We start from the raw sequence: 22,758 nt of genomic DNA, 5'->3' as shown, positions 1-22,758 counted from the left end.
ACGAACTCTGCATAAAGTGGTGCAATGCGCACCGATGACGCCCTGGCAACCCTGGGCGCCGGGCTCTGGACCTGGGACAACGCCACAGGTCTGGTGACGCTGGACGCCCGCGCCGCCCGCCTCATCGGGGTCGCCGTCGAGCCCTCGGACACCCACACGGACACCCACATCACGCTCTCCGGCAGCGCGGTCCGCTCCCGGCTGCACGCCGTCGACTACGTGGGCTTCCAGGGCATCGCCACCCTGGCCCTCGCCGAGGACACCACGGCCGAGGGGCTGCTGCGGGTGGTGGACACGAACGGCCGGGTGGAGCGCACCGTACGCGTCGTCGTACGCCCCGTACCCGCCGTCCCCGGAACCCCTTCGGCGCCCGAGGCGGCGGCCGCGCGGGGCGTGGCCGCACCCGAGTACGCCTCCGCCCTCACCGGGCTGCTCTACGAGGTGCCCGAAACCGAGCCGGGGTCCGCCGCTCCGCGCCGGGAGGCGGAACCCGCGGAGCCCGCCGGGCGGGCTGCCCCTGCGGCGCCCTCCGCACCGGCCGCACCCGCCGCACCCCCCGCCCGCGGCGCGACGGACGAGTGGGACTGGCGGCGCAACCGCGAAGCCTTTCTGCTGGACACCGGCCGGGCGCTGGCCGAGGCGTACAGCACGGCGGACGTGCTGCGCGTCGCCTCGTCGCTGGCCATGCCGGGCTTCTCCCCCGAGGCGCTGGCCGTCTTCGTGGTCAGCGGCAACCAGCTCACCGTCTACGGCGCCTCCCCCGGTGCCCCTGCGAGGCCCGGCCACCCCTACGTGCCCGGCGGCGGCTACGGGCCGCGCGGCAGCGGCTCCCGGCTGCGCCTGGCGGACCAGGACCCGGCGGCCGAGGCGGTGCGCACCGGCCGGGCGCTGTATCTGCGCGGCCCGGAGGAGTACGCGGAACGCTTCCCCGTCGCACGCCCCGCCGAGACCCAGCCCGGTCACGCCGCGTGGGCGTTCCTGCCGCTGACCGTCTCCGGGCGCACCTTCGGGGCGTGGATGGCGGCCTTCGCGCGGCCCATGGCCTTCACCCCGGACGAGCGCGCCGTGCTGACGACGGTGGCCCGGATGCTGGCCCAGTCGCTCTCCCGGGCCATGCTGAACGAGTCGGAACGCGAGCTGTCGGCCCGGCTCCAGCGGGTGATGCGGCCCGCGCACAGCCCGGCCGTCCCGGGCATGGACCTGGCGGCCCGGTACGTACCGACCGACGGCGGTCTGCAGATCGGCGGCGACTGGTACGACGTCATCCCGCTGCCCTCCGGCCGTACCGCACTGGTCATCGGCGACGTCCAGGGCCACGACGTCCGCGCGGCGAGCATCATGGGCCAGCTGCGGGTTGCGGTGCGCGCCTACGCCTCAGAGGGTCACCACCCGGACGCGGTGCTCTCCCGCGCCTCCCGCTTCCTGCACGGGATGAGCGCGGGCGAACGCGTCAACGCGCCCCCGCCCACCGCACCGGCCGTGGAGACCCCCGGTCTCGTAACCCCGGGCGGCGCCGTCGGCGAGGATCCCGACCACCCCGAACCGCGCTTCGCCACCTGCCTCTACGCGGAGGTGGACCCGGAGACCGGCATCCTGGACGTGGCACGCGCCGGGCACCCGGACCCGGCGGTGCAGCTGCCGGACGGCCCCCTGCTGGTCCGCGCCACCGCCGGCGGCCTCCCGCTGGGCATCGAAGCCGACGCCGACTACCCCGTCACCCGGCTGGTGCTGGAGCCCGGCGAGCGGCTGCTGATGTGCACCGACGGGCTGATCGAGCGGGGCGGGCACGATCTGGAGACCGGGTGGGCGCGGATCAGCGCGGTGGTCGAGGGCCTGACCGAACGGGCCGGGACGCAGGCCGCAGGCGCACCCGTGTGGGCAACCGGGGGCGGGGGACCGGCGCTGGAACAGCTGGCCGACGCGCTCGTACAGGCGGTACAGGACGACCGCACCGCTGCGGCCGGCATCACGGCGGGCCCGCTCGCCGACCGGCGCGAGGACGACATCGCCCTGCTGCTGCTCGCCCGGACCCCCGCCGGGGCCGAGGCGCCCGAGGCGGGCGTCCCCGTCGCCATCCGGCGCACTGTGCTGACCGTGGCGCAGGCCCAGCCGGACCGGATCGCCGCCGCCCGCCACCAGCTCCACGACCTGCTGCACGACTGGTCCGACCCCGATCAGGTGGACGGGGCCGTGCTGATGCTCTCGGAGATGCTGACGAACGTGCTGGTGCACACGGACGGGGACGCGGTCCTCGTCGCGGAGATCACCTCGCGCCGCGAGGGCGAGCGGCGCACGCTGCGGGTCAACGTCTCGGACTCCAGCGACGAGCTGCCGCACCGCCGCAGCCCCGGCGAACTCGCCTCCTCCGGGCGCGGGTTGATGCTGCTGGGCATGCTCGCCGACCGGTGGGGCGTGGACCCGCGCGGCGAGGGCAAGTGCATCTGGTTCGAGGTCCACGAACAGGAACCCCGCGAGAGCCCCGCCCCCACGATGGAACCCTCCCTGGCCCAATGGGAGCCCCTCGACACCTGAGTGCCCGGCAATGGGGGGCTGCGCTTGCCCACCCTGCGCCCTGGGGGTACCCCCTGCTCGAAGAGCTTGGGGGAGCAGACTGCCCAAGCTTCGCGGGTCCTTCCGCCAGCGGAGCGTCAGCCGTACATGCGGCGCATGGCGAAGTCGACCATCTCCTCGACCGCCTTGGCGTCGAAGACCACCCGGTGCTCGCCCTCCATGTCGAGCACGAAGCCGTATCCCGACGGCAGCAGGTCGAGGACCTCGGCGCCGGTGATCACGAAATACTTCGACTCCTTGCCCGCGTACGCGCGCAGCTCCTTGAGGGTGCTGAACATCGGGATGACGGGCTGCTGGGTGTTGTGCAGCGCGAGGAAGCCGGGGGTGTCCCCGCGCGGGCAGTACACCTTCGAGGTGGAGAAGATGCCCTGGAAGTCCTCGGAGCTCATCGAGCCCGTGGTGAAGGCCCGGATCGCCTCCTGGAGGGAAGGCGGCGACGGCTCGGGATACAGCGGCTGCTGCGGCCCCGGCTGCCCGTACGGCGGCGCCTGCTGCTGCGCTCCGTACGGAGGCGGCGGCGCCTGGTGACCCTGCTGACCGGGGTGCGGACCGTGCCCGGCGTGCTGATAGCCGTGCGCGCCGTGGCCGGGCCCGTGCTGCGGCCCATGGCCCTGTCCCGGTGGGGCACCGGTCTGGTCGTAGCCGTACATAGCAATAAAGAGTATCGAGTCACAGAAGGGCGGCGAGGGGTTGCTTCTTATTACCGACGGGTAGCATCATCTATGGGACTACCGACAAGTACGAGCGAGCCACTACGGAGCCGTCGCCATGGGGCATTACAAGTCGAATCTCCGCGACATCGAGTTCAACCTCTTCGAGGTGCTCGGGCGCGACACGGTGTACGGCACCGGACCGTTCGCGGAGATGGATGTCGAGACCGCCAAGAACGTGCTGTCCGAGATCGCGCGGCTGGCCGAGAACGAGCTGGCCGCCTCCTACGAGGACGGTGACCGCAATCCGCCGGTCTTCGACCCGGACACCAACACCGCGCCGGTGCCGGACGCCTTCAAGAAGAGCTACCAGGCGTACATGGACGCCGAGTGGTGGCGGCTGGGCATCCCGGAGGAGATCGGCGGCACGACCGCTCCGCGCTCGCTGCTGTGGGGCTTCGCCGAGACGATCCTGGGCTCCAACCCGGCCGTGTGGATGTACGCCTCGGGCCCGGCCTTCGCCGGGGTGCTGCACGAGGAGGGCACCGAGGAGCAGCGCAAGATCGCGCAGCTGATGGCCGAGAAGCAGTGGGGCTCCACCATGGTCCTCACCGAGCCGGACGCCGGCTCGGACGTGGGCGCGGGCCGCACCAAGGCCACCCAGCAGGAGGACGGCAGCTGGCACATCGAGGGCGTGAAGCGCTTCATCACCTCCGGTGAGCACGACATGTCCGAGAACATCGTGCACTTCGTCCTCGCCCGCCCCGAGGGCCACGGCCCGGGCACCAAGGGCCTGTCGCTGTTCATCGTCCCCAAGTACGACTTCGACTGGGAGACCGGCGAGCTGGGCGAGCGCAACGGCGTCTACGCCACCAACGTCGAGCACAAGATGGGCCTGAAGGTCTCCAACACCTGCGAGATGACCTTCGGCGCCAACACACCCGCCAAGGGCTGGCTGCTGGGCGAGAAGCACGACGGCATCCGCCAGATGTTCAAGATCATCGAGTTCGCCCGGATGATGGTCGGCACCAAGGCCATCGCCACCCTGTCCACCGGCTACCTCAACGCGCTGGAGTACGCCAAGGAGCGGGTGCAGGGCGCGGACCTGGCGCAGTTCACCGACAAGACCGCGCCGCGCGTCACCATCACCCACCACCCCGACGTGCGCCGCGCGCTGCTGACGCAGAAGGCGTACGCCGAGGGCATGCGCTCCCTCGTCCTCTACACCGCCGCCGTGCAGGACGAGATCATGCTCAAGGAGCACAGCGGCGAGGACGCCGACGCCGCGCGCCGCCTCAACGACCTGCTGCTGCCGATCGTGAAGGGCTACGGCTCCGAGAAGTCCTACGAGCAGCTGGCGCAGTCCCTGCAGACGCTGGGCGGCTCCGGCTACCTGCAGGAGTACCCGATCGAGCAGTACATCCGGGACGCCAAGATCGACACCCTCTACGAGGGCACCACCGCGATCCAGGGCCAGGACTTCTTCTTCCGCAAGGTCGTCCGCGACCAGGGCCAGGCGCTCACCGCACTCTCGGAGGAGATCAAGAAGTTCCTCGCCGAGGCGCAGGGCGGCGAAGAGCTGGCCGGCTCCCGCGACCAGCTCGCCAAGGCCGCCGCCGAGCTGGAGGCCATGGTCGGCACCATGCTCACCGACCTGGCCGCCACCGAGAAGGACGTCAAGTCCATCTACAAGGTGGGCCTGAACACGACCCGCTTCCTGATGGCAGCGGGCGATGTCGTCATCGGCTATCTGCTGCTGCGCGGCGCTGCCGTGGCCGCTGAGAAGCTGGCGGGTGCCTCCGCGAAGGATGTGCCCTTCTACCAGGGGAAGATCGCGGCGGCGAAGTTCTTCGCCGCGAACGTGCTGCCGCAGGTCGCCGTCCAGCGGGAGCTGGCCGACGACGTGGACCTTTCGGTGATGGAGCTGGACGAGAACGCGTTCTAGTTTGTCCGGCACCTATTGCGTACCCCGCATGGGGGCTGCGCTTGCCCACCCTGCGTCCCTTGCGCAGACTGCCCAAGCTTGCGGGTAGCAATGTCAGGGGCGCGGGGAACTGCGCGGCCAGCCAGAAGACACCCGCAGACCGCGACGGCGAGGCAGGGGCAGCCCCTCTCCGGCCGCCCAGGCGCCATCAAAGGCACCGTAAGGTAAGGCCATGAGCACTGGCACGCCGTTCGACCGTGGTCACACCGACGGTCTGATGTCCTTCCTCGCCGCGAGCCCGTCCCCCTACCACGCGGTGGCCAACGCGGCCGCGCGGCTGGAGAAGGCGGGCTTCCAGCAGGTGCGGGAGAGCGAGCCGTGGGACGCGGCGCCGGGCGGCAGGTTCGTGCTGCGGGGCGGGGCGCTCATCGCGTGGTACGTCCCCGAAAGCGCCACGCCCGCCACCCCGTTCCGGATCGTGGGCGCCCACACCGACTCGCCCAACCTGCGCGTCAAGCCCGTACCGGACACCGGCGCACACGGCTGGCGGCAGGTCGCCGTGGAGATCTACGGCGGTGCCCTCCTCAACACCTGGCTCGACCGCGATCTGGGCATCAGCGGCAGGCTGACGATGCGCGACGGCACCACCCACCTGGTGAACGTCGACCGCGCCGTGCTGCGCGTACCGCAGCTGGCCGTCCACCTCGACCGGCAGGTCAACGAGGGTCTGAAGCTGAACCGGCAGCGCCATATGACCCCGGTCTGGGGGCTCGGCGAGTCGCGCGAGGGGGATCTGCTGCGCTTCCTCGGCGAGGAGAGCGGGCTGCCCGCCGAGGAGATCACCGGCTGGGACCTGATGACGCACAGCGTGGAGGCGCCCTCGTATCTGGGGCGTGAGCGCGAACTGGTCGCGGGCCCGCGGATGGACAACCTGCTGTCGGTGCACGCGGGCGTGGCGGCGCTGACCGCGGTGGCGCAGCGCGGGAGCCAGCCCGGCACGATCCCGGTGCTGGCCGCGTTCGACCACGAGGAGAACGGCAGCCAGTCCGACACCGGCGCCGAGGGCCCGCTGCTGGGTTCGGTGCTGGAGCGCTCGGTCTTCGCCCGCGGCGGCTCCTACGAGGACCGGGCACGGGCCTGGGCCGGCACCGTCTGCCTCTCCTCGGACACCGGCCACGCCGTGCACCCCAACTACCCCGAGCGGCACGAGCCAGGCCACCACCCGCTGCCCAACGGCGGCCCGATCCTCAAGGTGAACGTCAACCAGCGCTACTCCACCGACGGCAGGGGCCGCGCCCTGTTCGCCGCGGCGTGCGAGAGGGCCGGCGTGCCCTGGCAGAGCTTCGTCTCCCACAACGACGTGCCCTGCGGCACCACCATCGGCCCCATCACCGCGGCCCGGCACGGGATCACCACCGTCGACATCGGTGTGGCGATTCTGTCCATGCACTCCGCGCGGGAGCTGTGCGGCGCCGACGACCCCTATCTGCTGGCCAACTGCCTCACGGCGTTCCTGGACGGGTGACGCGCGGACCGGCGCCTTTTGCCGATTACGCCCTGATTGCCGCCCTGATTGCCGCCGTTTGAGCCGGGTACCCGCGCGCGGTAAGCGAACGGCTCGCCCCACAGAGCCGCTTCGGCTCGACCGAGCTTGGAGGCATCACTCGTGGGCATCATCATCTGCATCGGCATGATGGCCGTGGGGGCAATCCTGACGCTGGCCGTCGATCTCGACATCAGCGGGATCAACGTCGACCTGATGGGCATCGTTCTGCTGATCGTCGGCACGATCGGTCTGTGCACGTACATCAGCATCCTCAAGCGCCGCCGCGTCGAACCCCCGTCCCCGGGCGCACCGGTGGTCGAGGAGTACAACCGGCACCACTGGGAGTGAGCCCTACTCTCCCTCGGCCGGTTCCCGTCAGCCTTCGTCCAACCCCGCCAGCACCAGCGGCAGCCGGTCGGCGCCCCGCGCGGTCAGCCGCACCGGGACGCCCCAGTCCTGCTGGTGCATATGGCAGGCGGGGTACTCACCCTCCTCGTCGCAGGAGGCGGCCATCGCCGAGACGTGCAGCACACCCTCGGCCCCCTCGCCCCCGCTCAGCCGCACCTCGCGGTGCAGCTCGGTACCCGTGCCCTCGCCCGCGGCGAGCAGACCGGGCGGAGTGGAGCTGACCACCAGCCGGGTCGCGGGGCCGTAGCGGTCATCGAGTTTCTGCCCGGCGGGTGGCCGGAAGACGACATCGAGCCGGAGCGCACCCGGCGCCACCTCGGTGGCGGCCCGCTGGGTGCGGTGCGCGACGGCCTCGACCCGTACGGCGTCCTCGGGCAGCCGCAGCCTGGTCAGCCGGTGCCGCGCCGACTCGACGACGACCATCTCCGGCGTGCCCTGCGCGTCGTCGGAGACCAGCACGGCGCCGGAGGGCTCGCGCAAGTCCGTGGCCAGCGTGCTCACTTCGCCCGCTGCGCCGGTGGCCGGATCGTAGCGGCGCAGCGCGTGGTTGTACGTGTCGCAGACGGCGACCGAGCCGTCGGGCAGCGCCGTGACGCCCAGCGGGTGCTGGAGGAGGGCCTGGCCGGCCGGGCCGTCCCGGTGGCCGAAGTCGAACAGGCCGGTGCCCACTGCCGTGCGTACGGCGAACCCGTCGTCCCCCGCACGCTCGACCCAGCGCAGTGCGCTGGTCTCGGAATCGGCCACCCACAGCCGGGTACCGTCGGCTGTGACGGCGAGCCCGGACGGCTGGGCGAACCACGCCTCGGCGGCGGGCCCGTCCACCAGCCCCTCGTTCGTCGTCCCCGCTGCGGCGGCCACGGTGCCGCTTGCCGGGTCGTACGTCCACAACTGGTGCACCCCGGCCATCGCGATCCACACCTGCCCCGCGAACCACGCCACATCCCACGGTGAGGACAGCGCGACCTCCAGCGCGGGGCCGCTCGTGGCGGCGCCCTGCCACCACTGCGCGCCGGTTCCCGCAACGGTGGCCACCGTGCCGGTGGCCGGATCGAGGCGGCGCAGCGCGTGGTTGACGGTGTCGGCGACCAGCACCCCGCCGTCCGGCAGCAGCCCCAGCCCCTGCGGCTCGTTGAACCGCGCGACGTCCGCCGCGCCGTCCATCAGCCCCCGCTCACCGGCGCCGATCCGCCGCAGCACGGTCTCCCCGTCGGCGGCCAGCTCCACCAGCTGGTGCCGGGTGGTGTCCGAGACGAGGAAGGTGGAGCCGGGCAGCGGCAGGATCTTGCCCGGGAAGCGCAGATCGGTGGCGACGGGCTCCGGCGGGGTGTACGGCGCATCGCCCCGGCGCAGCGTCCCCTTCGCCTCGTGCTCCGCCTCCAGCTCGCCGACCAGCTTCTCGATCGCGTGCACATGCCCCTCCCCGGCATGCTGCGCGACCACGTACCCCTCGGGGTCGATCACCACCAGCGTCGGCCAGGCCCGCACCGCGTACTGCTTCCACATCGCCAGCTCGGGATCGTCCAGCACCGGGTGCGCCACCCCGTACCGCTCCACCGCGTCGACCAGGGCCGCGTGCTCCGCCTCGTGCACGAACTTCGGCGAATGCACGCCGATCACGACCACCGTGTCCGGGTGCCGCCCCTCCAGCTGACGCAACTCGTCGATGACGTGCAGGCAGTTGATGCAGCAGAAGGTCCAGAAGTCCAGCACCACGATCCGGCCGCGCAGCCCAGCCAGGCCGAGCTGCTCGCCGCCGGTGTTGATCCAGGACCGTCCGTGCAGCTCAGGAGCGCGGACGCGGGCGCGATTGGTCATGCCGTCCAGGGTGCCACCCGCCGGCGCCGCTCAGAGCACCCGGTCCTTGAGGACGGGGAAGGACTCGCGGACCTTGTCGATCTGGGAGAGGTCCAGGTCGGCGGTGACGACCGCCTCCTCGGTGCCGGTGGTCCCGGCCAGCACCTCGCCCCAGGGGTCGATGACGGCGCTGCGGCCGGCCTGGGGGACGCCCGCGTGGCTGCCGGCGGTGCCGCAGGCCAGCACGAAGCACTGGTTCTCCACGGCGCGGGTGCGGGCGAACAGCGTCCAGTGCTCGGCGCGCTTGGCGGGCCAGCCGGCCGGGACGACCAGCACCCGGGCGCCGGACGGCTCGGCGTCGATCAGGGCCCGGAAGAGCTCAGGGAACCGCAGGTCGTAGCAGGTGGCCAGGCCGAGCGTGGCCTGCGGGTGGTCCACCGTGACGGGGGTGCTGCCCGCGGACATCAGCGTCGCCTCGCCCCGGTCGAAGCCGAAGCGGTGGATCTTGCGGTAGGTGGCGGCCAGTTCGCCGTTCGGCGAGAAGACCAGCGAGGTGTTGTAGAGGGCGCCGCCCTCGGGTGCCTTCTCGACGATGGAGCCCGCGTGCAGCCATACGCCCGCGTCCCGCGCCGCCGCCGACATGGCCAGCGCGGTCGGTCCGGTGGCAGGGTCGGCGTCCTCGGCCTCCGGGGCGAAGCGCTCGTACGCGAAGGCGCCGACGGGCCACAGCTCGGGCAGCACCACCAGATCGGCACCGGCTTGTTCGCGTACGAGGGAAGACACCCGCTCCCGCCGGGATTCGACCGGCTCATCCGGGTCTACGTCAATCTGCAGAAGCGAAGCGCGCACCGTACCACCGTCCATGCGATCGAGGGGGTCGATTGGGCCTAGCATCGTCCCAAAAGCACTGCCGGGGTGCCCGGGCGCAGCGTAACTTGAGAGCACCCAGCATTCAGCACCCTGCCCTGTCCAGCCCGCGAACGAACCGCAACGCCGAGGGGTCCCGTGACCGACCACCCAAGCCTTCAGCCCTACGTTGACGCCTGGACGCAGTCCATGGAAGCCATATCCGAGCTGGTCACCCCGCTCGTGGAAGGGGAGTGGAACGGGCGGACCGAATGCCCGGGGTGGTCGGTCCGCGATGTGGTCTCCCACATCATCGGCATGGAGTGCGAGTTGCTGGGCGATCCCAGGCCCATCCACTCGCTGCCGCGCGACATCTACCACGTACGCGACGAGGTCAGCCGGCACATGGAAGTGCAGGTGGATGTGCGGCGGCACCACACCGGCCCGGAGATGACCAGCGAGTTCGAGTACACCCTCATCCGCCGCTCACGGCAGCTGCGGAACGAGAAGCGGGGGCCGGAGACCGAGGTCAACAGCGTGCTGCCGTTCGGCCCGCGCAAGCTGCCGCTGGAGCGGCAGTTGATGCTGCGCGCCTTCGACGTATGGGTGCACGAACAGGATCTGCGGCGCGCGCTGGACAAGCCGGGCGGCCTCGACTCCCCGGGCGCGCAGGTGGCGCGGGATGTGTTCCTCGCCGGGCTGCCGAAGGTCGTCGCCAAGGACGCTGGAGCGCCGCCGAACTGCGCGGTGGTCTTCGATGTGAGCGGGCCCGTGGAGTTCATGCGGACAGTGCGGGTCGACGCCGCCGGCAACGGCAGCGTCGACGGCAGCGTCTCGCTCGGGCCCGCCGCCACCCTCGCCATGGACTGGGAGACCTACTCCCGGCTCGCCGCGGGCCGCGTGCGGCCGGAGGCGGTCGCGGAGCACGTGAAGATCGACGGGGACGCGGATTTGGCTGCCGCCATTCTGAAGCATTTTTCGGTTACGCCGTGATGGAGGGCGCCCCGTAAGAGGGCTGCGCCCCGGAGGGGCGCGGGGAACTGCTCCCCCAAGCTCTTCGAGCAGGGGGTGCCCCCACAGCCACAACTGACCCGCAGTCGGCGGGAGACGGGAGGGGGCTGCCACCTCTCGCCGTCGCGGTCCGACGGTTCGTTTTGGGTTGCGCGCGCAGTTCCCCGCGCCCCTGGCGGGGCGCACCTCATACAGGAACGTGAACCGCTTCCACCCTGCTGGCAACAACCCGTTCGCGCTCCCTCCGCACGGCGCGCCCCCGCAGCCGGGCGAACTGCACCAGGCCGAGCGCCTGGAGGACGAAGACGCACGCGAAGGCGATCCGGAAGTTGTCGCCGGTCAGATCGAGGAGTACGCCGACAGCGAACAGGGTTGTCATGGATGCGGTGAAGCCGCCCATGTTGACGATGCCGGAGGCGGTCCCGTGCCGTTCGGGAGGGTTGGCGGGGCGGGCGAAGTCGAAGCCGATCATCGAGCCGGGCCCGCACGCGCCGAGCACGGTGCACAGCAGCACCAGCAGCCACATCGGCGCCTGCCCCGGCCAGGCGAGGGTCGCCGCCCAGGCCAGCGCGGTGGCCGACACGGTGCCGAGCACCAGCGGGGTGCGGGCGGCATGGTGGCGGGCGATGACCTGCCCGTACACCAGCCCGCAGCACATGTTGGAGACCACCACCAGGGTCAGCAGTTCCCCCGCGGTGCCCTTGTCCAGGCCCTGCGCCTGGACAAGGAAGGGCATGCCCCACAGCAGCAGGAAGACCATCCCGGGGAACTGGCAGGTGAAGTGCACCCACATGCCGGCCCGGGTGCCCGGCTCCCGCCACGCGGCGCCGATCTGCCGCCGTATGTAGCCCGGACCCGGGCCGTGGCCGCGGTTGCCGCCGCGCGAGGCGGGCGGCGGCCCGTGCCCCTCGGGGTGGTCCCGCAGGAAGAAGAGCACCAGCAGCAGGATGACCAGCCCGCCCGCCGCGCTCCCCGCGAACGTCGGCGTCCAGCCGAACGTCTCCAGCACCCGGGCGAGCACCAGCGTGGTGACGAGGTTGCCGGACATCCCGATCAGCGCGGCGACCTGCGCGATCATCGGCCCCCTGCGGGCGGGGAACCAGCGTGCGCCCAGCCGCAGTACGGCGATGAACGTCATCGCGTCACCGCAGCCCAGCAGCGCGCGGAAGGCCAGCGCCGTGCCGTACGCGGACGAGAGCGCGAAGCCGAACTGGCCCGCGGTGAACAGCAGGATGCCCAGCAGCAGGACGCGGCGCGTCCCCCAGCGGTCCACCAGCAGGCCCACGGGTATCTGCATCCCCGCGTACACCAGCAGTTGGAGGATCGAGAAGCTGGAGAGGGCGGAAGCGTTGATGTCGAAGCGGTGCGCGGCGTCGATACCCGCGACGCCGAGACTGGTGCGGAAGGTGACGGCGACGAAGTAGACCGCGACGCCGATCCCCCACACCCACAGCGCGCGGGGGCCGCCCGGCGGGTCGCCGGGCAGCCGGCTATCAGCGGAGGGCGCCGTACTCACCGCGGATCACCGGGCCTGCGCAGGTCCGCGTCCCCGGAACCCGTCACCCCGATGTCCTCGCCGCGCACCAGATGGCGGACGCGGCTCACATGCTGGTGCACCGCGAGGACTGCCGCCTCGCTGTCGCCCTCGCGCAGGGTGCGCAGGATGTCGGCGTGCTCGGTGATGTTCTTGGCGACCCGGTCGGGGTGCGCGTGCATCACGGCGACGCCCATCCGCAGTTGGCGGTCGCGGAGCTGGTCGTAGAGACGGGTGAGGATCTGGTTGCCGGTGGCCTCGACGATGGTGGCGTGGAAGCAGCGGTCGGCGGCGGAGACGGCGGCCAGATCGCCCGCCTCCGCGTGTGCGATCTGCTCGGCCAGCGTGGCCTCCAGCCGGTCGACCAGCGGCTGCGACACCGGGACGGCGCGGCGCACCGCGTGCTGCTCCACCAGCAGCCTGGTCTCCACGACGTCCTCGATCTCCTGTGCGGAGACCGGCAGCACGAGGGCGCCCTTTTTCGGGTACAGGCGGATGAGGCCCTCGACCTCGAGGCGGAGCAGGCCCTCGCGGACGGGGGTGCGGGAGACCCCTACCGCCTCTGCGAGCTCACCTTCGGTGAGGAGGAGCCCGCCCTCGTAGCGCCGCTCCAGCACCGCCTGCTTGACGTGCGCGTACACCCTCTCGGCGGCCGGCGGCTGCCGGCTTTCTTTGCGTGAGGGCGTGGCCGGCGCGGGAGAAGTCATGCGCACAGCATAGATACAACACACATACGTGAGGGATGGCTTCCGCGATGTGGACACCGCGGGCGTTGCTGGTGAGGGGCTGCCCCTTGCTGGTGGTTGCAGACTGCGGGTTGTGTGTGGCTGTGGGGGCACCCCCTGCTCGCAGTCCCCCAGCCTCCGGCCGGGAGGTGCCCCCAGGGGGAGCCGTTCCCCGCGCCCCTGATCGGCGCTCCGCGAAGCCGGGTGCGGGGGCTCTGCCCCCGCACCCTTCGCCTCGGGCTCAGCCCCAGGTCATCAGGCGCTTCGGGCGCTCGAGGACGGCCGCGATGTCGGCCAGCACCTTGGAGCCGAGTTCGCCGTCGACCAGGCGGTGGTCGAAGGAGAGCGCCAGCGTGGTGACATGGCGCGGCTTGACCTTGCCCTTGTGCACCCAGGGCTGCTGCCGGATCTGGCCGAAGGCCAGAATGGCGGACTCGCCGGGGTTGAGGATCGGCGTACCGGTGTCCACACCGAAGACCCCGACGTTGGTGATCGTCACCGTGCCCCCGCTCATCGCGGCGGGAGAGGTCCTGCCCTCGCGTGCGGTGGCGACCAGCTCACCCAGCGCGGACGCCAGTTCGGACAGGGTCTTGTCCTGCGCGTCCTTGATGTTGGGCACGATCAGCCCGCGCGGTGTGGCCGCCGCGATGCCGAGGTTGACGTAGTGCTTGCGGACGATCTCCTGCCGCTCCTCGTCCCAGGCGGAGTTGATCTCCGGGTTGCGCCGGATGGCCAGCAGGAACGCCTTGGCCACGAACAGCAGCGGATTGACGCGGACGCCCGCCATGTCCGGGTCCTGCTTGAGCTCCGAGATGAGCTTCATCGTCCGTGTGACGTCCACGGTCACGAACTCGGTGACGTGCGGCGCGGTGAACGCGCTGCCCGCCACCGCCTGCGCCGTGGCCTTCCGTACGCCCTTGACGGGGATCCGGGTCTCCCGGGCGCCCGGCGCTGCGGGCTCCACCGCCGGCTCCGCGACCGGTGCGGCGGCGGGGGCCGGTTCGGGTCCTGGCTCGGGGGCAGCCGCGGCGTGTACGTCGTCGCGGGTGATGATCCCGTCAGGCCCTGTCGGGGTGACGGTGCTCAGGTCGACGCCGAGGTCCTTGGCGAGCTTGCGCACCGGGGGCTTGGCCAGCGGGCGGGCCGCGCCGTGACCGTTGCTGCCCGGCGCCGGGGCGACGGGCTCGGCGGCGGGGGCCGGCGCGGGGGTGGGCGCAGGAGTCGGCGCGGCGGCCGGCGGCTCGGCGGGTCCTGGCACCGGCTTGCGCGGGCGGCGCTTGGTGGAGCTGGTGCCGACGCCGTAGCCGACCAGCACGGGCTGCCGCCCCTCCGGCTCGGCCTCGTCCTCGGCCCCGCCCTCCGCGGGAGCCTTCGCAGCCGCCTCCTCGGCGACCTCGGCAGCGGCCCCGGCGCCCGTCTCCATCGCGGGCTGCGCCGCCGAGGCGGCACCGGCGCCGGTGCCGGTGGCCGGACCGCCGGTGTCCACGGTGATGATCGGGGTGCCGACGTCGACCGTCGTGCCCTCCGCGAACCGCAGCTCGTGCACCAGGCCGTCGAAGGGGATGGGCAGTTCGACGGCGGCCTTGGCCGTCTCCACCTCGCAGACGACCTGCCCGTCGGTGACGGTGTCGCCCGGCTGTACGTACCACTTGAGGATCTCGGCTTCCGTCAGCCCCTCGCCGACGTCCGGCATCTTGAACTCACGGATGCCGGAGGCCGCCGGTGAAGTCTGTGCGCTGTTGGTCATCGTCACGGCTCTCCTCAGTACGCCAGCGCGCGGTCGACGGCATCGAGCACCCGGTCCAGGTTCGGCAGATACTCGTCCTCCAGCCGGGCCGGCGGGTACGGCGCGTGGAACCCGCCGACACGCAGCACCGGTGCTTCCAGATGGTAGAAGCACCGCTCGGTGATGCGCGCCGCGATCTCCGCTCCGGTGCCGAGGAAGACCGGCGCCTCGTGCACCAGCACCAGACGGCGGGTCTTGACCACCGAGCGCTGGAGGGTGTCGAAGTCGATCGGGGACATCGAGCGCAGGTCCACGACCTCCAGCGAGTTGCCCTCCTCCTCGGCGGCGGCAGCCGCCTCCAGGCAGACCTTCACCATCGGCCCGTACGCGGCGAGCGTCAGCCCGCTGCCCTGGCGGGCGATCTTCGCGGAGTGCAGCGGCGCCGGAATGGCGGAGGGATCGACCTCGGCCTTGTCCCAGTAGCGCCGCTTCGGCTCGAAGAAGATCACCGGGTCGTCGCTCTCGATGGCCTGCTGCATCATCCAGTAGGCGTCGGCCGCGTTCGAGGGCGAGACGCACTTGAGCCCCGCGACGTGCGCGAACAGCGCCTCCGGGGACTCGCTGTGGTGTTCGACTGCGCCGATGCCGCCGCCGTAGGGGATCCGGATGACGACCGGCAGCTTGATCTTGCCCAGCGCCCGCGCGTGCATCTTGGCGAGCTGGGTGACGATCTGGTCGTAGGCGGGGAAGACGAAGCCGTCGAACTGGATCTCGACGACAGGGCGGTAACCGCGCAGCGCCAGCCCGATCGCCGTACCGACGATGCCGGACTCGGCGAGCGGGGTGTCGATGACCCGGTCCTCGCCGAAGTCCTTCTGCAGGCCGTCGGTGACCCGGAAGACGCCGCCGAGCTTGCCCACGTCCTCGCCCATGACCAGGACCTTGGAGTCGTTCTCCATCGCCGTGCGCAGCGAGAGGTTGATCGCCTTGGCGACCGGAAGCTTCTGGACAGCCATGATCAGTTGACCTCCACCGCGGCGGCGCCGCTGTCGGGCTCGGTCGCGAACGACGCCTGGTACTCGGCGAACTGGGCGCGCTCCTCGTCCACCAGCGCGTGCCCGTCCGCGTAGACGTTCTCGAAGATCGCCATGGTGTCGGGGTCGGGCATCGTACGGATCGCCTCCCGCACGTGCCGGCCCATCGCCTCGCTCTCCTCCTCGATACGGGCGAAGAAGGCGGCGTCGGCCAGGTTCTCGTTCTCCAGATAGCTGCGCAGCCGCTGGATCGGGTCCTTGGCCTCCCAGGCGGCGCGCTCCTCGTCGGTGCGGTAGCGCGTGGGGTCGTCGGAGGTGGTGTGGGCGCCCATCCGGTAGGTGAACGCCTCGATCAGCATCGGCCCCTCGCCCGCGCGGGCCCGCTCGACGGCGGCCTTGGTCACCGCCAGGCAGGCCAGCACGTCGTTGCCGTCCACCCGGACGCCGGGGAAGCCGAAGCCCTGGGCGCGCTGGTAGATCGGCACCCGGGACTGGCGCTCGGTGGGCTCGGAGATCGCCCACTGGTTGTTCTGGCAGAAGAAGACGACCGGCGCGTTGTAGACGGCCGAGAAGGTGAAGGCCTCCGCGACGTCGCCCTGGCTGGAGGCGCCGTCACCGAAGTACGCGATCACCGCCGAGTCGGCGCCGTCCTTGGCCACGCCCATCGCGTACCCGGTGGCGTGCAGCACCTGGGAGCCGATGACGATCGTGTAGAGGTGGAAGTTGTTGCTGTTGGGGTCCCAGCCGCCGTTGTTCACCCCGCGGAACATGCCCAGCAGCATGGTCGGGTCCACGTCCCGGCACCAGGCGACGCCGTGCTCGCGGTAGGTGGGGAAGACGTAGTCGTCCGGGTGCAGCGCGCGGCCCGAGCCGATCTGCGCCGCCTCCTGGCCGAGCAGCGAGGCCCACAGCCCCAGCTCGCCCTGCCGCTGGAGCGCCGTGGCCTCGGCGTCGAAGCGCCGGGTCAGCACCATGTCGCGGTAGAGGCCCTGGATCTCCTCCGCGCTCAGGTCCACGTCGTACTCCGGATGGCTGACGCGCTCCCCCTCGGGCGTCAGCAGCTGGACGAGCTCGTGCTCGTCCTGTCCGGAACCGTTGGCCCGGGCCTTGGCGGGGGTCTTCGGGGAGGTCTTGGCGGAGGTCTTGGCCTTGGCGCCGCCCGCCCGCGTACGGGTCTTGGGGTCTGCCTTGGGCGAGGTCTTCGCCGCTGACCCGCCCTTCGCGGGGGCCTTCGGGGCGGCCTTCGCGGTGCTCTTGGACGCCGGCTTACGGGCGCTCTTGGCGGGGGCCTTCGCCGGGGACTTCGCCGCGGACCCGGTGGCCTTGGCGGCCTTGGCGGCGGTCTTGCGGGGCTTTTCCGGTGCGGACGCGCTCTCGGGGGCCTCCCCCTTGCCGTTCTCGGCGGCCTTGCCGCTGGTGGCGGCCCGGGTGGCGCGCTCTCCTCCGGTGCCGCTGCGGCGCGCGGCGCTCCGCGCGGCAGTGCTCTCCACGGTCACGTGTGCTCCTCCGTCTGTCCGGCCGCCGGGATTGCCGGTGACCTGGGGCTCCCCCGCCCACTGGCGGGGGGAGGCTCGCCCGGTCCCGTGCGGCGCACGGGGTGGGAGCGTCGCGGTCGGCACCGGGTGGTGACTGCTTGTCCCGGTCGCGGCCCGCTGTCCCGACCCCGGTCGGGACGCCCCAGCCATGGCTGGCATCTCCATAGACGCACGAGGCGGCCCTGACCTGCAACTTTGCTCGGATATCCAAGTAAGAACGTGGAAGTCCGAGCAGTTGTGCAACAAGTCGGGACATCACTGGTCACGGCCTCGCGAGCCGCGGACACCCGCACGGTAACCCGGGGTGCGGGAGCCCGGGAAGAGTGAAGGGCGGATCAGTATGTGAGACTGAGAAGGTGCCCAAAAACGGACGAACCCGGATATACCTGGTCGATGATCACGAGGTCGTCCGCAGAGGCGTACGCGACATGCTCACCGCCGACCCCGGCATCGAGATCGCCGGAGAGGCCGGCACGGCGGCCGACGCGGTCAGCGGGATCGCCGCCACCCGGCCCGACGTAGCCATCCTCGACGTACGCCTCCCGGACGGCAACGGCATCGAGGTCTGCCGCGAGGTGCGCTCCCGCGACGAGACCGTCCGCTGCCTGATGCTCACCTCGTACGCGGACGACGAGGCGCTGCTCTCCTCCGTCGTGGCCGGCGCGTCCGGCTACGTCTCCAAGGGGCTGACCGGCGGCGAACTCGTACAGGCCGTGCACCAGGTCGCCGCAGGGGCCTCGCTGCTGAACCCGGCCGACACCCGGCGGGTACTCGACCGGCTGCGCGGCCCCGCCACCCCGGCCGTCCCGGCCGCCCCCGCTGCCGGTCAGGACGACCGGCTGGCAGCCCTCACCGTCCAGGAGCGCCGCATCCTCGGCCTGATCGGGGAGGGCCTGACCAACCGGGCCATCGGCGAGCGGCTGCACCTCGCGGAGAAGACCGTCAAGAACTACGTCTCCGGCCTGCTGGCCAAACTCGGCATGGAACGCCGCGCCCAGGCCGCCGCGTACATCGCCCGCCTCCGCGCGACCGGCCACGACTGAGGACGGCGGTGCCGTCGCCGGGGACAGACCCCGTACGCCTCAGTCACAGAACGCCGCGCGTACCGCCTCGTAGTGACCGCTCCACCACACCACCAGCGAAGCAGCCGCAGGGAACTGCGGGTCGGCCCGTACATCGCGCAGCTGATAGCGCCAGCGCAGCATCCAGAAGTCGTTCAGCCGCTCCCACCAGACCCGGTGCACGGCGGCGGCCAGCTCCTCGCGGGACGCGCCGGCGCCGCCCCGGTACGCCCGGGCGAAGGCCCGCACCTTGCGCAGGTCGAGCGTGCCGCCGGGGCGCAGGAAGAAGATCGCCGCACCCCGCACCGCCTCCTCGGCGCGCGGCTGCACCCCCAGCCGGTCCCAGTCCAGGATCGCCACCGGCCGCCGGCCGCGGCCCGGCAGCGCGTACAGCAGATTCAGCGGGTGGAAGTCACCGTGCACCCAGCCGGTGAACCGGTCCGGAACGGCGCCCGGCCGCTCCCCCGCGTATCTGCGCAGCAGCTCGCGGCGCTCGGTGAGCCGGTGCTCGGCCAGCTCGTCGAAGCTGTCCCGGCTGCGCCGGACCCTGATCCGCTCCAGCAGCGCGCCGATCATCTCGTACGTCGCGGATGGGTCGGCGCTCTCGTGGCCCGCCGGCTGCGGCTGCTCCTGCGGTACCACCCGGGCCAGCCGGACATGGACCCGCCCCAGCAGGGCGCCCAGGGCCTGCGACTGCGTTGCGGTCAGCTCGCTGCCGTGCCGGTGGGTGCCCTCGATCCACGGGTGCAGCGCGAAGCAGCGCTCCTCGGCAACAGTGACGGTCCTGCCGTCAGCGCCCGGGACCACCGGTACGACGGGCAGCCCCACCGCGCCCAGCCGGGCGGTGACCCGGTGCTGGCGCTCGATCCGGCCGAGCGAGGCCCGGCCGTCCAGGTGGTGCTTGAGGAAATAGCAGCCCCGCGTGGTCGTCAGGCGGTAGCCACGGTTGAGCAGCCCGTGCGAGACCGGCGTACACGAGAGGGGCTCCCCGACACCGTCGTACTGCCGCAACAGAGCGTGGAGCGTGCCCTCCATGAGGGCGGGGGAAGACGGCTGCACGGCCGCATCGTAGAGGCCCGCGCAGCGCTGGGCGCCCGCCCTGTCAAATACGGGTTGACGTATGCGTACCCCGCACGGGGGCTGCGCTTGCCCACCCTGCGCCCCTGGCGCAGACTGCCCAAGCTTCGCGGGTAGCAATTCAGGGGCGCGGGGAACTGCTCCCCCAAGGTCTTCGAGCAGGGGGTGCCCCCACAGCCACAAGCAGCCCGCAGCCTGCAACGCACAGCAAGGGGCAGCCCCTACCCAGACCAGGCGAGCGCGGAGGCCCTACTCCTCCGTACCGGCAACAGCCCCGGCATCGGCCGACCCGGCGTCGCCACCCTCGGTGGCGCCGCCGTCCGTAGGAGGCGGCTCCGACGTCTTGGTCGGCTTGCCGCCACCCCCGCCGTCACCAGAACCCCCATCGGCATTGCCCGTCTCGCTGGGGTCACCGGTCTCGGACGGCTGCGTCTGGCTCGGATCGCCGGTCTGCGACGGAGCCGTATCGGTCGGCTCGTCGCTCGGCGTCCAGTCGCCGCTGCCGTCCGTGGTGCCCGGCTGCTGCTCGTCGGTCTCCGTCGGGGTGGGCGACGGATCCTTGGAGGGCTTGTGGCTCTCCGAGTGGGACGAGCTCGGCTTGACGTTGTCCGGCTTCTTGCCCGAGCCGTGGTTGGCGTTGAGCGCGTAGATGATGCCGCCCGCTATCGCGATCAGCGCGAGGAGGGCGAACAGCGTGTACCGCACGCCCTTGCCGCCACCGCTGCTGCCGCGGCCCCGCCCGCGCCGGGGACCGCCGTCGAAGCCGCCGTCGTCGTCCCGCGGGCCCGCCAGCAGCGGGGCGCCCATCTGGGAGGTCTCGGAGTGCGAGGGGTGCGGGCGCGCGCCGGCGCCGGGGACGCCCATGGCCGGGGTGGAGGCCCCGAGGTGCGCCGTCGGGCCGGTGTTCCACAGGCCGCCGGTGTGGCTGCCCTGTTCGTGCAGCATCTGGAGCGCGTACTGCGTCAGTCCGCGCATCTCCTCGGCCGACTGGAACCGGTCGTCCGGATCCTTGGCCAACGCCCGCATCACCAGGCCGTCCAGCTCCGGCGGCGCACCGTCCGAGGCCTCGGACGGCAGCACGGGCTCGTCCTGAACGTGCTGGTAGACGACCGACAGTGGCGTCTCACCGGTGAACGGGGGGCGCCTGGTCAGCAGTTCGTACAGCAGACAGCCGGTGGCGTACAGGTCGGAGCGGGTGTCGACGGTCTTGCCGAGCGCCTGCTCGGGGGAGAGGTACTGCGGGGTGCCCATCACCATGCCGGTCTGGGTCATGGTGTTGGAGGCGCCGTGCATGGCGCGGGCGATGCCGAAGTCCATCACCTTGACCGCGCCGTCCCGCGTGATGATCACGTTGGCGGGCTTGATGTCGCGGTGCACGATGCCGTGCTGATGGCTGTAGGCCAGCGCGTCCAGCACCCCGGAGACGATGACCAGCGCCTGGTCCGGCGGCGGTGCGTCGGCGTTGAGGAGCAGATCGCGGATCGTGCTGCCCTCGACCAGCTCCATCACCATGTACGGAGTGACGTTGCCGCCGATGAACTCCTCGCCGGAGTCGTAGACCGCGACCACGGAGTGGTGGTTGAGGCCGGCGACGGACTGTGCCTCGCGTGTGAAGCGCGCCTTGGAGATGGGGTCCTCGGCCAGGTCCGAGCGGAGCAGCTTGACCGCGACCGTACGGCCGAGGCGCAGGTCCTCGGCGCCGAAGACCTCGGCCATGCCACCACGGCCGAGGCGGTGCGTCAGGCGGTACCTGCCGTCGCCGACCAGACCGTTGTTGCCCCACAATTCCGGCGAATCGGGCAGGGAGCCGCCGCCCGTCGCGTCGGGGTCCGAAGGGCCCCCGGCGGATTGCGTCTGTGCCATCAGTCCTCGCCGTAGATTCGAATCCGCGGGCTTGCGCGCGGTGGATACTCCTCCAAGGAGGCTACAGGCACGCGGGGGATGGAATGGGTGGGACGGAATACCGAACCCAAGGAGTCATACCGAAGCCAAGGAGTCGTCATCCAACAAGCTGAGCGGCGCCCCCGCAAGTCGGTCCCGGCGACCCAGCGCACACCTGCGCGAACGCACCCTCTACGCTCGTGGGACCGTCCGGGGCGCGCCGCTCGCGAAGGGCGTATGCGCATTCGGTCACGGAACGGGCAACGAACTTGACGTGACCGAGCCCCCGGGCAAACTTGGGCCAGTATCAGGGTCAAGGATCACTCAACGTACCTGCACGGGGGCAGCGCCGCCGAGGGGGAAGCAGTCAGATGAGCGACGACGGCGCACAGGCGGCCGGCAACTACTTGGGCCGCATGGTCGGCGGGGGGCGTTTCCAGCTCCGTTCACTGCTGGGTGCCGGCGGGATGGCATCTGTCTATCTCGCCTACGACTCGGTGCTGGACCGCCAGGTCGCGGTCAAGACCCTGCACACCGAACTCGGCCGGGAACAGTCCTTCCGCGAGCGGTTCCGCCGCGAGGCCCAGTCGGTGGCCAAGCTGACGCACACCAACATCGTCTCCGTCTTCGACTCCGGTGAGGACGAGATCGACGGCGCGATGGTGCCGTACATCGTCATGGAGTACGTCGAGGGCAAGCCGCTGCGCACGGTCCTGGACGAGGACATCGCCCAGTACGGCGCGATGCCCGCCGAGAAGGCGCTGAAGATCACCGGCGATGTGCTGGCGGCTCTCGAGGTCAGCCACGAGATGGGCCTCGTGCACCGGGACATCAAGCCCGGAAACGTGATGCTCACCAAGCGCGGTGTGGTCAAGGTCATGGACTTCGGCATCGCCCGGGCCATGCAGTCCGGTGTGACCTCCATGACACAGACCGGCATGGTCGTCGGCACCCCGCAGTACCTCTCGCCGGAACAGGCCCTCGGGCGCGGCGTGGACGCCCGCTCCGACCTGTACTCGGTCGGCATCATGCTCTTCGAACTGCTCACCGGACGGCTGCCGTTCGACGCCGACTCGCCGCTGGCCATCGCCTACGCGCACGTCCAGGAGGAGCCGCCCACGCCCTCCTCCATCAACCAGTCCATCCCCCCGGCGGTGGACGCGCTCGTCGCACGGACGCTGAAGAAGAACCCCAACGAGCGCTTCCCGTCCGCCGAGGCGATGCACGACGAGTGCACCCGGATCGGCGGCTCCGGCGTCGCCTCCGGCGCCTCGCCGATCATCATCAGCGGCGGCCCGCCCGCCAACAGCGGCGCCGGGGTCGGCCAGGCCGTCTTCCCGCCGGTCGACGCGAACGCCCCGCAGCAGCAGGGCGGGGTGCAGACGCCGTACCAGCCGCAGGGGCAGCAGCCGGGGCCGTACAACAGTGGGGGCTT

17 protein-coding genes are annotated in these 22,758 nt (G+C 71.6%); 7 read left to right on the top strand and 10 right to left on the bottom strand.

All coding sequences use genetic code 11. The features are described from left to right. The first annotated feature begins 24 nt into the window (after positions 1 to 24). Entirely contained in the window at positions 25 to 2,532 is a 2,508-nt protein-coding gene (locus ITI46_RS12170) for an ATP-binding SpoIIE family protein phosphatase (protein WP_209239513.1), read from the top strand. Between the two features lie 116 nt (positions 2,533 to 2,648). On the opposite strand, the gene ITI46_RS12165 is transcribed toward ITI46_RS12170, so the two are convergent. Further along, complete coding sequence (locus ITI46_RS12165) at positions 2,649 to 3,221, bottom strand: SseB family protein (RefSeq protein ID WP_209239512.1); 573 nt, start codon at positions 3,219 to 3,221, stop codon at positions 2,649 to 2,651. Between the two features lie 118 nt (positions 3,222 to 3,339). Here ITI46_RS12165 and ITI46_RS12160 point away from each other — a divergent pair, with 118 nt between their 5' ends. From ITI46_RS12160 to ITI46_RS12150, 3 genes are all read left to right on the top strand, one after another. Beyond that, a complete protein-coding gene (locus tag ITI46_RS12160) occupies positions 3,340 to 5,166 on the top strand; it encodes an acyl-CoA dehydrogenase (protein ID WP_209239511.1) in 1,827 nt (608 codons plus the stop codon). Positions 5,167 to 5,377: 211 nt separating this feature from the next. Next, on the top strand, positions 5,378 to 6,670 hold the full coding sequence (locus tag ITI46_RS12155; protein WP_209239510.1) for a M18 family aminopeptidase: 1,293 nt from the start codon (positions 5,378 to 5,380) through the stop codon (positions 6,668 to 6,670). A 141-nt stretch (positions 6,671 to 6,811) separates the two neighbouring features. Further along, positions 6,812 to 7,039, top strand: coding sequence for a hypothetical protein (locus ITI46_RS12150; protein WP_209239509.1), 228 nt, complete (start codon positions 6,812 to 6,814; stop codon positions 7,037 to 7,039). A 27-nt stretch (positions 7,040 to 7,066) separates the two neighbouring features. Here the strand turns inward: ITI46_RS12150 and ITI46_RS12145 are convergent, their stop codons facing one another. Next, a complete protein-coding gene (locus ITI46_RS12145; RefSeq protein ID WP_209239508.1) occupies positions 7,067 to 8,914 on the bottom strand; it encodes an NHL domain-containing thioredoxin family protein in 1,848 nt (615 codons plus the stop codon). A 30-nt stretch (positions 8,915 to 8,944) separates the two neighbouring features. Further along, a complete protein-coding gene (locus tag ITI46_RS12140; protein WP_209239507.1) occupies positions 8,945 to 9,742 on the bottom strand; it encodes a carbon-nitrogen family hydrolase in 798 nt (265 codons plus the stop codon). A gap of 156 nt (positions 9,743 to 9,898) precedes the next feature. Here ITI46_RS12140 and ITI46_RS12135 point away from each other — a divergent pair, with 156 nt between their 5' ends. Continuing rightward, entirely contained in the window at positions 9,899 to 10,732 is an 834-nt protein-coding gene (locus tag ITI46_RS12135; protein ID WP_209239506.1) for a maleylpyruvate isomerase family mycothiol-dependent enzyme, read from the top strand. A 205-nt stretch (positions 10,733 to 10,937) separates the two neighbouring features. Here the strand turns inward: ITI46_RS12135 and ITI46_RS12130 are convergent, their stop codons facing one another. From ITI46_RS12130 to pdhA, 5 genes are all read right to left on the bottom strand, one after another. Beyond that, entirely contained in the window at positions 10,938 to 12,266 is a 1,329-nt protein-coding gene (locus ITI46_RS12130; protein WP_209239505.1) for an MFS transporter, read from the bottom strand. Further along, positions 12,263 to 12,991, bottom strand: a complete 729-nt coding sequence (locus tag ITI46_RS12125; RefSeq protein WP_209239504.1) for a GntR family transcriptional regulator — start codon at positions 12,989 to 12,991, stop codon at positions 12,263 to 12,265. The genes ITI46_RS12130 and ITI46_RS12125 overlap by 4 nt, the downstream gene beginning before the upstream one ends. A 259-nt stretch (positions 12,992 to 13,250) precedes the next feature. Beyond that, positions 13,251 to 14,756, bottom strand: coding sequence for a dihydrolipoamide acetyltransferase family protein (locus ITI46_RS12120; RefSeq protein ID WP_209239503.1), 1,506 nt, complete (start codon positions 14,754 to 14,756; stop codon positions 13,251 to 13,253). Between the two features lie 14 nt (positions 14,757 to 14,770). Then, entirely contained in the window at positions 14,771 to 15,751 is a 981-nt protein-coding gene (locus ITI46_RS12115) for an alpha-ketoacid dehydrogenase subunit beta (protein WP_209239502.1), read from the bottom strand. Positions 15,752 to 15,753: 2 nt separating this feature from the next. Next, on the bottom strand, positions 15,754 to 17,265 hold the full coding sequence (gene pdhA / locus ITI46_RS12110) for a pyruvate dehydrogenase (acetyl-transferring) E1 component subunit alpha (RefSeq protein WP_209239501.1): 1,512 nt from the start codon (positions 17,263 to 17,265) through the stop codon (positions 15,754 to 15,756). 395 nt (positions 17,266 to 17,660) lie between these two features. Here pdhA and ITI46_RS12105 point away from each other — a divergent pair, with 395 nt between their 5' ends. Next, entirely contained in the window at positions 17,661 to 18,347 is a 687-nt protein-coding gene (locus ITI46_RS12105; RefSeq protein WP_209239500.1) for a response regulator, read from the top strand. Between the two features lie 39 nt (positions 18,348 to 18,386). Here the strand turns inward: ITI46_RS12105 and ITI46_RS12100 are convergent, their stop codons facing one another. Next, complete coding sequence (locus ITI46_RS12100; protein ID WP_209239525.1) at positions 18,387 to 19,400, bottom strand: phosphotransferase; 1,014 nt, start codon at positions 19,398 to 19,400, stop codon at positions 18,387 to 18,389. Between the two features lie 291 nt (positions 19,401 to 19,691). Continuing rightward, entirely contained in the window at positions 19,692 to 21,305 is a 1,614-nt protein-coding gene (locus tag ITI46_RS12095) for a protein kinase domain-containing protein (protein WP_209239499.1), read from the bottom strand. Positions 21,306 to 21,694: 389 nt separating this feature from the next. On the opposite strand from ITI46_RS12095, the gene ITI46_RS12090 reads away from it, so the two are divergent. Continuing rightward, positions 21,695 to 22,758 (top strand): protein kinase domain-containing protein (locus ITI46_RS12090; RefSeq protein ID WP_209239498.1); only part of this gene is annotated, 1,064 nt, incomplete at its 3' end.

Origin of the sequence: Streptomyces oryzae (assembly GCF_017676365.1) — a bacterium.
In the GTDB taxonomy this organism is placed as follows: Bacteria; Actinomycetota; Actinomycetes; order Streptomycetales; family Streptomycetaceae; genus Streptomyces; species Streptomyces oryzae.
The sequence above is the reverse complement of the archived record's forward strand: the minus strand, read 5'-3'. Positions and strand labels throughout refer to the sequence as shown.

What these genes read in the sequence shown, in the direction of transcription:
- ITI46_RS12170 (WP_209239513.1), top strand. Translation starts at nt 25, where the DNA reads ATGCGCACCGATGACGCCCTGGCAACCCTGGGCGCCGGGCTCTGGACC.
- ITI46_RS12165 (WP_209239512.1), bottom strand. Translation starts at nt 3,221, where the DNA reads ATGTACGGCTACGACCAGACCGGTGCCCCACCGGGACAGGGCCATGGG.
- ITI46_RS12160 (WP_209239511.1), top strand. Translation starts at nt 3,340, where the DNA reads ATGGGGCATTACAAGTCGAATCTCCGCGACATCGAGTTCAACCTCTTC.
- ITI46_RS12155 (WP_209239510.1), top strand. Translation starts at nt 5,378, where the DNA reads ATGAGCACTGGCACGCCGTTCGACCGTGGTCACACCGACGGTCTGATG.
- ITI46_RS12145 (WP_209239508.1), bottom strand. Translation starts at nt 8,914, where the DNA reads ATGACCAATCGCGCCCGCGTCCGCGCTCCTGAGCTGCACGGACGGTCC.
- ITI46_RS12125 (WP_209239504.1), bottom strand. Translation starts at nt 12,991, where the DNA reads ATGACTTCTCCCGCGCCGGCCACGCCCTCACGCAAAGAAAGCCGGCAG.
- ITI46_RS12120 (WP_209239503.1), bottom strand. Translation starts at nt 14,756, where the DNA reads ATGACCAACAGCGCACAGACTTCACCGGCGGCCTCCGGCATCCGTGAG.
- ITI46_RS12115 (WP_209239502.1), bottom strand. Translation starts at nt 15,751, where the DNA reads ATGGCTGTCCAGAAGCTTCCGGTCGCCAAGGCGATCAACCTCTCGCTG.
- ITI46_RS12100 (WP_209239525.1), bottom strand. Translation starts at nt 19,400, where the DNA reads ATGGAGGGCACGCTCCACGCTCTGTTGCGGCAGTACGACGGTGTCGGG.
- ITI46_RS12095 (WP_209239499.1), bottom strand. Translation starts at nt 21,305, where the DNA reads ATGGCACAGACGCAATCCGCCGGGGGCCCTTCGGACCCCGACGCGACG.